Origin of the sequence: Demequina aurantiaca, from assembly GCF_000975135.1 — a bacterium.
GTDB lineage: Bacteria > Actinomycetota > Actinomycetes > Actinomycetales > Demequinaceae > Demequina > Demequina aurantiaca.
In genome coordinates, this window is the sequence record NZ_BBRF01000001.1 from 59,676 (window position 1) to 75,048 (window position 15,373).

Here is a 15,373-nt window from a genome sequence, read left to right on the forward strand (position 1 = left end):
CGTCACGGCGCCCATCAGTTCGCGCGGTGCGCCTTCACTGCCTCGATGGCCTGAGGCAGCACGTCGAACAGCGAGCCGACCACGCCGAAGTCACAGATCTCAAAGATGGGCGCGTCCGGGTCCATGTTGATGGCCACGATGGTGCCGGAGGCCTGCATGCCGCCACGATGGTGGACCGCTCCGGAGATTCCGCATGCGACGTAGAGCGCCGGGGTCACGGTCGTACCGGTCTGGCCGACCATGTGTTCGTGGCTGATCCAGCCCTCGTCGGTGGCGTCGCGACTTGCGCCCACGGCGCCGCCCAGGAGTTCTGCCAGCTCAGTCACCAGCGCGTAGTCGCCGCCAGTGCCGCGACCGCCCGAGACGACCACGGGCGCTTCGGCCAGCGGCACTCCCTCAATCGGGGCGACGGGCTCGACCGCGGTGATGGTCTCGCGTGTCGCGGGAAGCTGGACGGAAATCGGCACGATGCTCGCGGCACCGGGCACCTCGGCGGCCGATGCTGTGGTGGTGTTGGGTCGCACGCCCACGATCGCCTTGCCGGCGATGCGGGTGCGCACGTTCCAGGTCGCGGCGAAGACGGTCTGGAAGGCCTCGACCTCACCGTCGACAAACTCGACGCCAGCAGCATCTACGACGACGCCTGCACCGGTAGTCACGGCAAGCCGCGTCACGATCTCCTTGTTGAGGAAGGTGGAGACAACCAGCAGCAGCGACGAGTCCTCGGTCGCGGCGGCAATGGCCGCAGCGGCCTTCGCGGGGTAGCGGGCCTCAGCACCAATGGCGGCGACGCGAACCTCTGCCGCGCCGAACTCACCCAACTGGGCCACAGCATCGGCATCGGGCTCTGTGCCCAGCCACACGGCCACGGGTGTCCCGAGCGAACGTGCGAGCGTCAGGGCCTCGAGCGTGGGGCGGGCGACCGCACCGTCACGCAACTCGACCAGGACGGCAATGGGGTTGTCTGCGGTGCTCATGCGAGTCCCTTCTCAATGAGGAACGCGGCCAAGGCGTTTCCGCCCTCCCCCGTGTCGGTCACGATCTGCTGATCCGCCCGCGGTGGGCGCGGCGAGGCGTCCACCACCGTGGTGCGGGACGCACCCGCGCCGACGGTCGCGGCGTCCACGCCGAGGTCCGCGAGCGACCACTGCACCACCTCGGCCTTGCGCGCCGCCATGATCAGCTTGAAGTTGGGATAGCGCGGCTTATTCAACTCGTCGGTCACGGACACGACCGCGGGTAGCGGCGCGGTGACGGTCTCATGGGCGTCGGGCAGGTGGCGCACGATGGTGGCACTGCCGTCGCCAACCTCCAATGACGATGCGAGGGTGAGCTGCGACCAGTCCAGTTCGGCCGCGAGCGCGGTAGGCAACATCGATGTCAGCCCGTCAAGGGCGGCCATGCCGGTGATGACCAGGTCGAGTGGGTTCTCATCGTGAACCTTGCGGATCGCTGCGGCGAGGACCGCGGCGGTGCCGAAGACGTCGGAGCCGGCCACGGCATCGTCGTTGACGTGAATCGCGTGATTGGCGCCCAGCTGAAGCGCCTTGCGCACGGCGGCCACGGCATCGGCGCCGCCGACGGTGAGTGCATAGACCTCGCCCTCGCCCGCGGCCTCGACCAACTGCAAGGCCGCCTCGACCGCGTTCTCGTCGAGCTCGTTCATTGAGCCATCGTCCGCCGTACGGGTCACGGTGCCGTCAGTGAACGAGCGCTGTGACTGAAGGTCGGGAGTGAACTTGACTGTGACCAGAATTCGCATGGGTACAGACTAGCGGCGCGCGCGGGCGACGTCACCAGGCTGCCTCACGTCATCAGGCGGGAACGCCGCAGGCGTGGCAGGCGTTCACCTCTCACCCCCCAATCGCAAGGAGCGCCCATGCCTACCGCCGCCACCTCCACCGCCGATTCCCTCCAGCAACTGGACCCCACCGCCGAGTTGAACCGTCAGGTCGATGCCTACGTGGCCATGGGCTATCCCGAGCTTGCGGGCGTAGACGAGGCGGCCTTTCGCGCACTCTTCGAGCCGCTAGCCCAGCCTCTCGCCGATGCAGTTGCCGCCGGCTTAGACCTCGCCGTCAGCGACAGTCGCGTCCCGTTTGTCGCGGTGGTGACCGATGCGGTCATGTCGCCTGAGCCGCGGGTACCTTTGCTCCGTGCCGGGCGCGGCAAGAAGGAGGGCATCTTGGACCGCAACTACGGTGAGAACGGCCTCGCGCCGTACCGCGCGATGGACGGCCTCGACGTGCCCGATGCCCCCGTGTACCTGCTGCTCGACGTGGAGCGCGGGGACGAATTCAAGAACGTCAAGCCCATGAACGCCACGCCCGTCATCGCCGAGCGCGGTCGCACCGTACTGACCATTGCGGAGGGGCTGTCTTTCAACGCGGCGTTCCCGGACAAGCTCATCAAGAATCACTGCTTTATGCTTGCCGGCTCGCACGAGGGAAATCGCCGCGTGCCCGCCATCTGGATCTCCGCCGGCGCCCCCAAGCTGGGGTGGTGCTTCCAGGGCGTGGAACACACGTGGCTGGGCATCGCATCGGCCGCGGGACGTGCGATCTAGGAGGGAGGAAACGCGCTGAGACACGGACGCTCGTTGTCCCGGCGCACGCGTTCCAGATAGGCGCTAGGTTGGGACCACAAGCGTCTCGCGAGGCACGCGGGCGCGCTCAACCGAGGGAACCCAGACATGAGTAGCGCACCCGCTCCCGAGGGCCGCGAGCCCCGCCACGTCGATATCAACGCCATCTTCGCCTCCGACGGCGAGACCCACGACATTCCACTGTTCGAGCTACCGGAAGGCCAACTCGACAAGGACATCGCCTACCAGCTGGTGCACGACGAAGCCATGCTCGATGGAAATGCGCGCCTCAACCTCGCCACCTTTGTCACCACGTGGATGGACAGCGCCGCACAGAAGCTGTACGCGGAGACCGTCGACAAGAACATGATCGACAAGGACGAGTATCCCAAGACGGCAGAGATCGAGACCCGTTGCTGGCGGATTCTTGCGGGCCTGTGGAACGCCCCCGATCCCGAACGCTCCATTGGGACCTCCACCGTCGGCTCGTCCGAAGCCGCCATGCTTGCGGGGCTCGCCATGATGCGCCGCTGGCGCAACAAGCGACGCGAGGCGGGCGAAGCCTTCGATCGACCCAACCTGGTCATGAGTGCGGGCGTGCAGGTGTGCTGGGAGAAGTTCTGCAACTACTGGGACATCGAGATGCGCCTGGTTCCCGTCTCTACCGCGCACCCCGCGATGGATGGCGAGTCCATGCTTCCCTTCGTCGACGAGAACACCATTGGCGTGGTCGCGATCATGGGCGTGACCTACACCGGCGTGTACGAGCCGGTCGAGGAGATTTGCGCCGCCCTCGACGGCCTGCAGGAACGCACCGGGCTGGACGTACCCGTGCACGTTGACGGCGCATCGGGCGGCATGATCGCCCCGTTCGTGCAGCCCGACCTGGTGTGGGACTTCCGCCTTCCCCGCGTGGTCTCGATCAACACCTCGGGCCACAAGTACGGCCTGGTCTACCCCGGGCTGGGCTGGGCAATCTGGCGAAGCGAGGAGTACCTGCCCGAAGACATGATCTTCCGTGTCAGTTACCTGGGCGGCAACATGCCCACGCTCGCACTCAACTTCTCGCGCCCCGGCGCTCAGGTCCTGCTGCAGTACTACCTGTTCATGCGCCTGGGCCGCGAGGGTTACACGGCCGTGCAGAACGCGACCCGCAACGTCGCGATGCACCTGTCCGAGCACATCGGCAAGATGCCAGCATTTGAGCTGGTCAGCGATGGCTCCGACATCCCTGTCTTCGCGTGGAAGCTCAAGGAGGGGTACACGGACAACTGGAACCTCTACAACCTGTCCGACCGTCTGCGTGGCAAGGGCTGGCTGATCCCGGCGTACCCGCTACCGGAGGACCTCGAGGAGGTCGTCGTTCAGCGCATCGTGGTCCGCAACGGGCTGGGGTACAACCTCGCGCGTGATCTTCTTGCCGACATCGATGAATGCGTCGCGTGGCTGGATGGCCTGGACGGCCCGATTCCTTCCGAGCACGTCGAGCCTGGGTTTACTCACTAGCGGCTGGCGCGGTCTCTCGCTCGGTCACCGCCGGGCGGGTGGCTACGGCCGCTGCGAAGAAGCATGCCGCACCGACGATGGTGCCAATATTCGCCCATGCCAGATTCAGGACCTCATTCGAGTCCGGAAGTACATAGGCGCCCGCCGCGGAGCCGGCGAACGCGACGCATCCAGCGAAGCCTGTCCACACCGCCCCCGGTGTGCGCGCGAAGAAGTCCCAGAGTTCGTGCTGTCGCCGCAATGCCGCAAGCGCAAACGCCGAGGAAATAAGGAACGCCACCGAGCCCCACAGGTCCGCACTCCAGCCGATGCCCACCGCATCGGGCGTCGTGACGGCAGCCCGCCACGCCTGAAAGGTGCTGACATTAAAGAGCAGCGTTCCAACCAACTGAATGGCCGCGGCCCACCAGTCGAAAGCATCGCCCGTGGTCGAGGACCTCCACGGTGGGCGCCGCCCTTCGAGAAGCAACTGCAACGTCGCGGCGGTCGTAAAAAACAACGAGCCGATGAAGAAGGTGAGATTCGCGGTGACCGCACCTACGGCATCGGCGTACCAGGGCCACGGGCCGATGAAAAAGAACAACGATCCGATCGCGAAGCCGATCGCCTCACGACGCATTCGTATGAACCGCGCGCTATGCATGACCCCAGGCTAGGGCACGGCACAGACGCACGGTCAGTGCGCGATACGCGCCGTTCACTTCACTGTCACGGTAGTCCTGCACAATAGAGGACATGACAATCAAGCGTGCGAACGCGCACACCACGCAGCCCTCCCCCACCCCACACCTCCTGGGAGTACACCTGGTCGACGGCGGCGTCACCGTAGGCGTCTACGCCGCGCACGCGACTCGCGTGGAACTCTGCCTGTTCGACGAGGACGGCAATGAGTCGCGAATCGACCTGGTGGGTCCGGACACCGGAAACTGGCACGCATTCATTCCTGGTCTTGAGGCCGGACAGCGCTACGGTTTGCGCGCGCACGGGCCCTGGCGGCCCAAGCACGGCCACCGCTACAACCCCGCCAAGCTACTGCTCGACCCGTACGGCCGCGGCATCGACGGCCAGATGACCAACATGAGCGACCCCGCGGCAAAGGTCCTCCTGAGCAACCGCGAACCCGCGGACTCGGCGCCTGAGATGCCGCGTTCCGTCATCACCACCAAGACCGGCCACGACTGGAAACACCCCAAGCCGCGCGTGCCCTGGGTGGACTCCGTGGTCTATGAGATCCACGTCAAGGGCTTTACGCAGCTCATGCCGGGCGTTCCCGAACACCTGCGCGGCACGTACGCCGGCCTGGCCCACCCCGCCTCCGTCGAGTACTTGGTGAACTTGGGTGTCACGGCCGTGGAGCTGCTGCCCATCCAAGCGTTCGCGAACGAGCCGCACCTCGAACACTCCGGCCTGACCAACTATTGGGGCTATTCGACCCTCGGGTTCTTTGCCCCACACGCGGCCTACGCGACAGCCGAGGCGCGTGAGGCGGGTGCCCAAGCGGTACAGGAGGAGTTCGCCGGAATGGTCGAACTGCTGCACCAGGCGGGACTCGAGGTCATCCTCGATGTGGTCTACAACCACACGTGCGAGGGTTCCTCGACCGACCGCGTGCTCAGCTGGAAGGGCCTCGACAACCTCAGCTATTACCGCAACCAGACTCATGCACCCGCGCACTACGACGACACCACTGGCACCGGCAACACGCTCGACTTCAGCCACCCCCGTGTGACCCAGATGGCGCTCGACTCGCTGCGCCACTGGGTCAAGGAAATGGGCGTTGATGGCTTCCGGTTCGACCTCGCGGCGACGCTGGGCCGCACGGGGCAGGGCTACTCGGCCAATCACCCCTTCCTGGTCGCTCTCACCACCGATCCCGTATTGAGCGGCGTCAAACTGATCGCTGAGCCGTGGGATGTTGGCCTAGGCGGCTGGCAAGTAGGTAACTTCCCTCAGCCCATGTCCGAATGGAACGACCGCTTCCGCGACTACGCACGCACATGGTGGTTGCAGACCGGCGCCCGCAATCACCCCACCGTCCCAGAGCTCGCCACGCGCCTGGCCGGCTCGTCAGATCTGTTCGGCCACTCCGAGCCGTGGGGCATGCGTGGCCCAGTGGCCTCCGTCAACTTTGTGACGGCGCATGACGGCTTCACCGGCTACGACCTCACGGCCTACAACGGAAAGCACAACGAGGCCAACGGCGAGGATAACCGCGACGGGACGGACAACAACCGCTCCTACAACCACGGCGTTGAGGGCCCGACGGACGATGCCGACATTCTTGCCGCGCGACGCAAGTCGCTTCGCAATTTGCTCGGCACCACGTTGCTCGCCGCTGGCACGCCGATGCTGCTGGGGGGCGACGAGATTGGCCGCACCCAAGGCGGCAATAACAACGCGTACTGCCAGGACAACGAGATCTCGTGGGTCAACTGGGAGCTCGCCGATTGGCAGAATGACCTGCACGACTCCATCGCCTACCTCATTCACCTGCGTCGCGACAACGCCGTGCTGCGACCGTCCAAGTTCTACGACGGTGTAGACGAGGATCCCACGGACAACAAGTACCGCGCGGACTCCGCTTGGTTTAAGGCTGACGGCTCACACGAGGACGAGGGCTGGTGGGATGACGCCGCGACCCGGACCTTGCAGTTCATGCGCTCCACCGTTCTGGACGGCGAGGCCGATGCGCTGGTGGTCATCAACGGGTCCCGCGAGGGAGCCTCGGTCACCATTCCCGCGGACAACGGACCGCTATGGAAGCTGGTGTGGGACAGCGCGTGGGAGTCGCCCTCGGAGGCGACGGACGAGCTCGTGGAGCCCGGGCAGTCGCAGGAGCTCGCCGCCGCGAGCGTACGACTGTATCTGAGCTGGTAGGGCGTGGTGGCCGGGCGCGGAGGAGTGCGCCCGGCCACCACGGCTCTGGTCTAGATCGTGCGGCGCCTGGAGTGGCGAGTGAGGAGCAGACCGGCAGCGAGCAGCGCCAGCGCGATTGCGCCCAGTACCGCTGCGTCGGTTCCCGTGGTCGACAACTCATCGTCGTCCGTGGAGACAGGTGCGTCCGCGGTGTCGTCTGCGGCCGCGACCACCGTGATCTCGTACTCGGCGATGAGGCTATTCGCGTCGTCGTAGGCCTGGAGGTGGTGCACGCCAGGTTCGAGATTCATTGGGATCGTGACAGTGACGGTCGCCTCACCGTTAATCACCTGGGCCGTCGCGAGCTGCTGGTAGGTGCTCGCGATGCCGACCTCGACCTCATCACCGGCGAGTCCGGTGAGCGTGAGGTCGAATGTCTGGCCCGGGACCACCGAGGTAAACGGCACGTGGAACGTTGCTCCGGCCGACGGGGTCGAGTCCGAGTCCTCATCGGTTCCGGAGTCTGCACCCCCACCCGCGCCGGCGTCCCCGTCCGTACCTGAGTCGCCGCCGGTGCCGGAGCCGTCGTCCGGGTCCGTGCCGGTTCCCCCGTCAGTGCCGTCGTCCGGGTCTGTCCCGGTGCCGTCGTCAGGATCCGTACCGTCCTCCGGGTCGGTGGCCTCGACCAACGCCCCAAGCGCCGCGGTGATCGCGACTGTGGCGTCGTCCACCTGCTGCTGAGTCCGTCCCGACGCCGCGAGCACAATCTGGCCGCGATTCACGGCCACGTCGAGGGCGGCCATGGACTCCGCCGTGAATGCTTCCCTGTCCACGGCACCCGCAGTCGAGATCGCGTCCTCGAGCGTTGCCGTATCGACACCGGAGGCGTCAGCCACGCGTACCAGTGAAACTTGGTCAACCCAGCCCCAGTCACCGACTCCCCAGTCGCCCCTCACCTGCACGGTGAGGATGCCATCGTCGCCGACCACTGCGTCGATGGTCGGTGTGGACCAGTTGCCCCAGCCCAGCAATTCCATCGGCACCGATACTTCGGCGTCCCCCGGGTTGGCGACGAGCTCGACTGCGGCACTCGCCTCACCTTCGTCAGCGCCCATCAATCCCGCACTCAGGCGGTACACGCCGGGTGCGAGCCCGTTGACTTCCTGAGTGGCGCTGAACTCGAAAGGCGCCCCTGTCGCCGCGTCGGACCACATGTTGAGGGCGAAGGACCCAAACGCGTCGCCGGTCTCCATTACCCAAAGTGTCCCGGTATCCGCGTTGGCGGGCCAGGGGTCGGCGATGATTTGCCACGGAGTCACATCGTCGACGCCGGTCTCGAAGCCGCCGTTGAGCACCCAGTTGCGAGCCGTCACGGTCACGGTGGCGGTCGCTGCCCAGCCGTTTTGGGACACACCATGGACGACGTAGGTGCCCGGCGACGTGATGAGGTCCAGCACGTCGTTCCAGATCACCGACTCCGTGGTGGTGGACTCGTCAAAGGCCTCGACGGTTACGGTCGTCGGCAACTCGATCTCGTCTCCCTCAACCGACGCCACCTCGACGGGGTGAACGGTGGGGTCAGGCACGGTGGCCTCCCCCGTGGTCAGCCCGTCGATCGCACCTCGCAACTGTGTCGAGGCGGCGTCGGCGGCCGCCTGGCTCGGGGCGGGCGAATCGAGCACGAATTGGGCTCGGCGTACACCCTTGTCGAGCGCGGCGACGGAGGTCGCCGTGTAGCCAGCCCGGTCGATCGCGTCGGCTTCGGCCAGCACGGCCGCGAGCGCAGCGGTGTCGGCTGCCACAATCTCCGATTCTCCGATGAGTGCGAAGTTGTCGATTGTGCCCCAGGAGGCTGCTGGCAGGTTGAAGCTCGCGGAGATCGTGACGACTCCATCGGCGCCAACGGTGAGCAGTTCCGTGGTGGGAGTCTGCCAGTTCAGGTACCCGTCGAGCGTTGCCGGAGCGTTGACGGTCGAGATCCCCGACGCCGCCGCGATGCTGATGATGCCGGTCGTCCCACCGTCACCCTGCATCGTGGCCGACAAGCGATAGGTGCCCGCCGGAACGCCCGTAATCTCTTGCTGAAGCCCAAAACTGAATGGATTCAAGGAGTAGAAATGCGTCGACTTTGACCCTTCGAACGGGTCGTCGGTGGCGCTGATCGTGAATCCCGAGCCTGTCCCTGTCCACGGCGCGACGCCGCCTTCAAAGCCGGGGTTGACGACGAAGTTCTCACCGGAATTACCAGCCTCGAGCACGGTAATGCTCGCGGTGACCGCAACATCGGCGGTTGTCTTGCCCTGGATGGCGTAGACGCCGGGTCCCGTGATCCACGACGGGGACGCTGACCAGGTCACGTCCTGAGATTCCGTCACTCCGTCCGTATAGCGGACGTCGACCGCGGACGGCAGGGTGACGGTGGCGCCATCGGTGACGGTGATGGACGGCGCCACCACGGAGTCGAACTCGCGCGGACCGACGGAACCGGTGCGCGCGTACTCGTAGACATTGAGCGACTCCAGCGGGTAGCCATTGAAATCGAAGAGCGCCTGGTTGTCCCAGCCGGACCCGCCGTACGCGTCCGCGGGGCCCTCGACCTCGTCATTCGGGTCGTAGAAGTGCTCGGCGTAGCTCGTCGCCCAGCCGGACCCAAACTCCTGCCACTTGTCCCAATTCGTGTCGTACTCGCTGGGCGGCCCCACGGGAAGCCACGCGGGCTCCCAGTAGAAAGTGCCAATTCCCTTACCATCGGACACGTTCGCCACCGCCTGCATGACGTCCCGGACGGCGAGCGCTTGTCCTTGAACCGAGGAGGAATAGGCGCTACTCGCGTTCGAGGCCTTGATGACGTTGGTGGTGCCATCGCCATCCTCGAGCGTGTAGTTCCAGGACGTCTCGGCGACCATGACCTCCTTGTCGTAAGTCGTCGCGATCTGGTCCAGCACCGAGGTCAAGTTGTCGAGCGTGCCGTGCCAGAACGGGTAGTACGAACTCGCGAAGACGTCATAGTCCACGCTGCGGTCGTCGAGCGCCTTCGCGACGGATGCGTACTGACCCGCGCGCTCCGGATTGGTGAAGTGCACCGCGACCTTGACGTCGTCTCCAAGGGTGTCTCGCACGGCCTCCGAGCCCGCCTGGAAGAGCTGCGCGGTATTGTCCCAACCGCTGGTGCCCGCAATCTGCCCGCCGGTGGTCTCGTTGCCAATCTGAACCATGCCGACATCCACCCCTGCATCGTCCATGGCCTGCAGCGTTTGTGCCGTGTAGTCGTAGAGGGCACCGACGCGGTCATCGAGTGTCTGCCCCGCCCAGTCGCGCGGCGCGACCTGCTGGCCCGGGTGTGCCCAGAAGTCGGAATAGTGAAAGTCGACGAGCACCTTCATGCCCGCAGCCGTCGCGCGCTTGCCGATCTCGGTGGCTCGTGCAGCGTCAACGTTGCCGGCCCCATATCCGTTTCCGTCGTCGTCAAACGGGTTGTTCCACACGCGAATGCGCGCATAGTTCACGCCATGGTCCGCGAGCACCTCGAAGAGGTCCGCCTCCGCGCCGGAGTCGTCGCGGAATACCACTCCCGACTCCTCGAGCGACAAGACTGACGAAAAGTCCGCCCCGTTGATGAAGTTGTCGCCCATGCCCTCAACCTTGGGGACGGTGATCCCGGCCTCGATGGGATCATCGTCCGCTGCGACGGCGACGGGCGCGACCGCAACCATCCCCATCGCTATGGCACTGGCGGCTGTGACCGCTCCCAGTCTGCTACGCATTGCATCTCCCTTGATCTTCTTTGACCTGACTCGGCGCGTCGATTGACGGCCGGCTACTGCTACTAGGTGACCCGCGGGGTCCTAGCTCGGACTCGCGGCGACGCCGCGATCACCCATCCTCCGGGTGAAGCTCAAATCCATCGATGAAGCCCCAGTCCTCGCCACCGAACGTGCCGGTGACCGCGATGGTTGCGACACCATCCTCACCCACGAGGATTCCCGGCACGGAAACCTTGTCCCACTCCTGCCACCCGTTGAGGGCCAGCGGAGCCGACCACTCGCCCGCTGCTGTGGTCGCCACAAGTTGGATCTTCGCGGTTGGAGTGTCGGCCGGGCCGCCATGCACGCTGACCGATGCCACATAGGTGCCCGGCGCGAGCCCCTCGACGGTCTGCGCGACGCTGATCGAGTAGTCGGCCGAGTCCCAGAAGTTGAAGACCCGCTCGCCGATGGCCGCCGGTACGTTGTCGTCGACTACGGAGAAGGTGGCGGCGTCCGATTCGAACGACCACATTGACAGGTCGTCCTCCTCAAAGCCGGCGTTGAGCAGGTCGTTGGGCGCGCGGACGGTAATCGTCGCGTTGACGCCCGCGCCGTCTCCCACGGTTCCGGCGACGGTGTACTCACCCAACGCGTCGGACGTCGGCGCGCCACCCTCCCAGGTCACCGCGGCATCGGCCGTCGTGCCGTCGTTGTAGTGGACGGTCACCGTGGCGGGCAGTTCGATGGACTCGCCCTGCTGAATATCCAGCACGGGAGCGTCGATCGTGGTCACCGCCAGCGGAGCGGTGGCCCCCCGGCGCGCATACTCGAAGATGTTCAGGGACTCGAGGGGCGTGCCGTCGGCGGCGAACAACGACTGATTGTCCCAGCCCGAGCCGCCCCATTCGTTCGCGGCGTCGGGGTCGTATTCACCCGCGAAGCTGGTTGCCCATCCGGAGCCGTCGCGCTCCCACAGCACTGTGTTCGCGGCAAGGTCGTCAGCCGTTCCCACCGGCAGCCACGCGGGCTCCCAGTAGTAGACGCCGATGCCCGCATCGCCGACATCGACCACCGCCTGAATGACGTCGCGCACCGCGGTTGCCTGCCCCTGCACGCTCACCGGGTAGGCCGTCGCCAGATCAGCGGTGCCGACGACGTTTGGCGACCCGTCACCGTCGTTCAGGGTCCGCACCCAGGAGGTCTCGGCGACTATGACCTGCTTGTCGTAGGAGCGTGCGATGTCGCTGAGCACCGCGGTGAGGTTCTCCGTGGTGCCGTGCCAGAACGGGTAGTACGAACTGGCGAAGACGTCGTAGTCGACGTCAAAGTTGTCGAGAATGGAGGCGTATCTGGCGTAGGTGCCTTCCTGCTCGGGGTTGGCGAAGTGCACGGCCACGAGGGCGTCGGGATATACGTCGCGGACCGCCGCACTGCCCGCGGAGAAGATCGCCGCCATGCCGTCCCACGCGGTGACTCCCGCGACGCCGTTGTTCGTCTCGTTGCCCACCTGCACCATGCGCACATCCACACCCGCGTCCCTCATGATGGTCAGGGTCTGCCGGGTGTACTCCCCCGCGGCCGAGGCACGCTCGTCATTCGACATGTCTTCCCACGCCTTGGGCGCGCGCTGCTTGGCCGGATCTGCCCAGAAATCCGAGTAGTGGAAGTCCACCAGTACCCGCAGGCCAGCGTCGGTCGCGCGCTTGCCGATCTCGGTGGCGTGAGCGGCGTCGGTGGTGCCGCCGCCGTAGCTCCGGCCATCGGAATCGTGCGGGTCGTTCCACACGCGCACGCGCACGTCGGTCACGCCGTGCTCGGCGAGCACGGCGAAGAGATCCGCGGGCGTGCCGGCGTCGTCGCGAAAGATGACGCCACTGGCTTCGAGCGCAAGCACTGAGGACACATCGACGCCGTTGATGAAGTCCGTGCGGAGGCCGTCGACCTTGTCGACAACGATTCCGGCGTCTATCACTCCGGAATCGGTGCCGGTCGTCGCGAGTAGACCCGCGCCCGCTCCCATGGCGGCTATAGCCACGACGGCGCCTCCAATCCACAGACCTCGATGTCTCATCAGTATTGCGCCCGCTAGCCCTTGACGGAGCCGGCGGTAAGACCACCCACGATGTACTTCTGCAAGGCAAGGAAGAGCGCCAGCACCGGCAACGATGCGACCACGGCGCCGGCGGCGAAGAGCCCCCAGTTGCTGGTCAGCTGGTTGGAGACCCACTGGTACATGCCCACCGCGAGCGTCCACTGGTCCGGCGACACGAGCACGATCTTGGCGAGGATGAAGTCACCAAAGGCGGAGATGAACGCCAGCAACGCCACCACCGCGAGGATGGGAGTCACGAGCGGCATGATCAGGCGCCAGTAGATCTGCGCATGCGTGGCCCCATCGATCTTCGCGGCCTCGTCCATTTCCTTGGGAATCGAGTTGAAGAAGCCGTACATCAGGAACGTGTTCGCGCCTAGTGCGCCGCCCAGGTACACACAGATGAGGGCGATCTTGGAGTTGATACCTAGGGCAGGAGCCACGTTGCCGAGTGCCGTCAGCAGCAGGAACACGGACACGAACGCGACGGTCTGCGGGAACATCTGAACGATCAGCAGCGTGGTCAAGCCGGGGCGGCGCCCCTTGAAGCGGAACCGCGAGAAGGCATATGCCGCCGCAGCCCCCATCAAGACGGCACCTACGGCGGTGGCGCCGCCGACGATCAGCGTGTTCCCCACCCACGTCCAGAATGTGGTCTCGCCCAGTGCCTGATAGTTGGCGAACGAGATGTCGCTAAATAGGTTGCTCGACCCCGTGAGGGTCCCCGAATCGGACAGCGACGCCGACAGCACGTAGATCAGCGGGAAGATCGCGTAAAACGCGATGACGGCGGCGAGCGGATACTTCCACCCCACCTCGGCCCACCAGCGACTGCGGCGCGTGGGTGAGCGACGGGCTACTTTGAGGGTTTGCTCGGACATCTCTAGATCTCCTCGAGCTTGCGGGTCTGACGGAACGCGACTGCGGAGATGATTCCCACAATCACGAAGACGATGATCGACAGCGCCGATGCCAGGCCGTAGTCGGCCACACCACCCGAGACGCCGGAGATCTTGTAGATCGCGGAGATCAGGATGTCGGTGGCGCCGAGGCCACTAGTGCCTGGGAAGGCGGGGCCTCCCTCGGTGAGCATGTAGATAATCGTGAAGTTGTTGAAGTTGAACGCGAATGAGGCAATGGCCAGGGGTGCAGTCGACACCATGAGCAGCGGCAGCGTGATGGAGCGGAACTGGCGCCAGCGCCCGGCACCGTCGATCTTCGCGGCCTCCATCGTTTCCCCGGAGAGCGCTTGCAAGGCGCCAGTACAGACGAGGAACCAATACGGATAGCTCAGCCATAGGTTGACCCACAGGATCGCGAACCGCGCGAGCCACTCGTCGCCCAGCCAGTTGATATCTGCACCAAAGAAGAACAGGTCGTTGATGACCCCGAACTCCTTGTTCAGCATGCCCCGCCACAGGAGTGCCGACATGAATGCCGGGAACGCGTACGGGAGGATGAACAGGGTGCGGATAAACCTGCGTCCCTTGACCCGCTGGTCGTTGTAAATCATCGCGAACAAGAGCCCGAGGCCAAAGCTCGTGAGCACCGTCAGGATGGCGAACGCGAAGGTCCACAGCGTCACCTTGAGCAGCGGCCCCGCAAGCGCAGTGTCGGTCACGGCGCGCTGGAAGTTGTCAAAGCCAACGGTGACGACCCAGCCCGTCGGCAGCATCGTGCCGTCCTCGGCCACAAAGTTGCCGCTCGCCGAGGCCTCGTACACCGTGCCGGTCTCCGTGTCGGTCAGAGTTTGCGCCTCGGGGTTCCAGTCCATCGTCGACTTGTAGATCGCCCCTGTCTGCCCCTCACGAGTACGGATCGAGCCGTCCTCGGCATCGTCCGAGACGGGCACGCGTAGGTTGACCACGGTGTTCTGCAGATCCTGATCGGTGAAGAGGTCACCGCGCGGCACGATCTCCCAACCAGGAACTTCCGTCGGGGTTTCGTTGGCGTCCACGGCTGCGCCATTGACCGGCGCAAGGGGCTCGTCCGCCGTGCCGACCTCGACGAACCCGTCGTCGTTGATCGCGAAGCCGATGGTGTCGCCATCCCGTACCACAGCGAGGGGGTAGGACACCGAGTCTGGCACCCGATGTTCCGCCTGGATGAGCGCGGCGTCGACCGCCTGCTGCTCGCTTCCGGCGTGGCCCGTGCCGTAGTTCGTGAAGGCCACGTAGCCGGTGTAGCCGAGCGTGAAGATTTGAAAGACAAAGAGGAAGACGAGGCCGGGCAACATGTATTTCAGCGGCATCGCGCGCTTGGTGAAATAGACCACATCGGCGACGACCAGGAGCACGACGGAGGCACCCAGGATGACCCACGCCTCGACGTTAAAGGCCGACATGATGATGCTGATGCCGAGGGCGTTGATCACGGCCATCACCAGCAGCTTCACGACGAAGCCCCAGCCCATGCCGCGCACGTTGCGCGCGTGGGACACCCGAGGCTCGGGGTGTTGGCCGGGCTGCTTCACCGCAACTGCCGTGTCTTTCGACATTGTGTCTCCTGGGTTGTCAATAAGTATTGCCGGGATCAGTCCCGGGGGCGGAGTGTGGGGCGGGACGCCGGAGCGTCCCACCCCACCTCAGT

General features: G+C 65.5%; 10 protein-coding genes. 3 read left to right on the forward strand and 7 right to left on the reverse strand.

Annotated features, from left to right (window positions below; genetic code table 11):
- Window positions 1-14: 14 nt before the first annotated feature.
- Window positions 15-977 carry an electron transfer flavoprotein subunit alpha/FixB family protein gene (locus AOP73_RS00280; RefSeq protein WP_061962676.1) on the reverse strand — a complete coding sequence of 321 codons (963 nt, stop codon included), beginning with the start codon at window positions 975-977 and terminating at the stop codon, window positions 15-17.
- The gene (locus tag AOP73_RS00285; protein WP_061962677.1) at window positions 974-1,762 is read right to left on the reverse strand and encodes an electron transfer flavoprotein subunit beta/FixA family protein; all 789 of its coding nucleotides are present in this window, start codon (window positions 1,760-1,762) and stop codon (window positions 974-976) included. Before AOP73_RS00285 ends, AOP73_RS00280 begins: the two co-directional genes overlap by 4 nt.
- Window positions 1,763-1,879: 117 nt before the next feature.
- Here AOP73_RS00285 and AOP73_RS00290 point away from each other — a divergent pair, with 117 nt between their 5' ends.
- Together AOP73_RS00290 and gad are read left to right on the forward strand one after the other, a co-directional pair.
- The gene (locus AOP73_RS00290; protein WP_061962678.1) at window positions 1,880-2,566 is read left to right on the forward strand and encodes a DUF5701 family protein; all 687 of its coding nucleotides are present in this window, start codon (window positions 1,880-1,882) and stop codon (window positions 2,564-2,566) included.
- Between the two features lie 126 nt (window positions 2,567-2,692).
- Window positions 2,693-4,090, forward strand: a complete 1,398-nt coding sequence (gene gad, locus AOP73_RS00295; RefSeq protein WP_061962679.1) for a glutamate decarboxylase — start codon at window positions 2,693-2,695, stop codon at window positions 4,088-4,090.
- Here gad and AOP73_RS00300 read toward each other — a convergent pair.
- Window positions 4,080-4,733, reverse strand: coding sequence for a hypothetical protein (locus tag AOP73_RS00300; RefSeq protein WP_236683466.1), 654 nt, complete (start codon window positions 4,731-4,733; stop codon window positions 4,080-4,082). The two genes, gad and AOP73_RS00300, sit on opposite strands and share 11 nt — an antisense overlap.
- A 92-nt stretch (window positions 4,734-4,825) precedes the next feature.
- On the opposite strand from AOP73_RS00300, the gene glgX reads away from it, so the two are divergent.
- Window positions 4,826-6,967 (forward strand): glycogen debranching protein GlgX, encoded by a 2,142-nt coding sequence (gene glgX / locus AOP73_RS00305; RefSeq protein WP_061962680.1) that lies wholly within the window; start codon window positions 4,826-4,828, stop codon window positions 6,965-6,967.
- A 50-nt stretch (window positions 6,968-7,017) separates the two neighbouring features.
- Here glgX and AOP73_RS11660 read toward each other — a convergent pair whose 3' ends face one another.
- The 4 genes from AOP73_RS11660 to AOP73_RS00325 all read right to left on the reverse strand — a co-directional run bounded on the left by AOP73_RS11660 (window position 7,018) and on the right by AOP73_RS00325 (window position 15,281).
- On the reverse strand, window positions 7,018-10,710 hold the full coding sequence (locus AOP73_RS11660) for a glycosyl hydrolase 53 family protein (protein WP_152650486.1): 3,693 nt from the start codon (window positions 10,708-10,710) through the stop codon (window positions 7,018-7,020).
- A 109-nt stretch (window positions 10,711-10,819) separates the two neighbouring features.
- Window positions 10,820-12,727 (reverse strand): glycosyl hydrolase 53 family protein, encoded by a 1,908-nt coding sequence (locus tag AOP73_RS00315; protein WP_236683467.1) that lies wholly within the window; start codon window positions 12,725-12,727, stop codon window positions 10,820-10,822.
- Window positions 12,728-12,777: 50 nt separating this feature from the next.
- Entirely contained in the window at window positions 12,778-13,665 is an 888-nt protein-coding gene (locus AOP73_RS00320) for a sugar ABC transporter permease (protein WP_061962682.1), read from the reverse strand.
- Between the two features lie 2 nt (window positions 13,666-13,667).
- Complete coding sequence (locus tag AOP73_RS00325) at window positions 13,668-15,281, reverse strand: ABC transporter permease subunit (protein WP_061962683.1); 1,614 nt, start codon at window positions 15,279-15,281, stop codon at window positions 13,668-13,670.
- Between the last annotated feature and the right edge of the window lie 92 nt (window positions 15,282-15,373).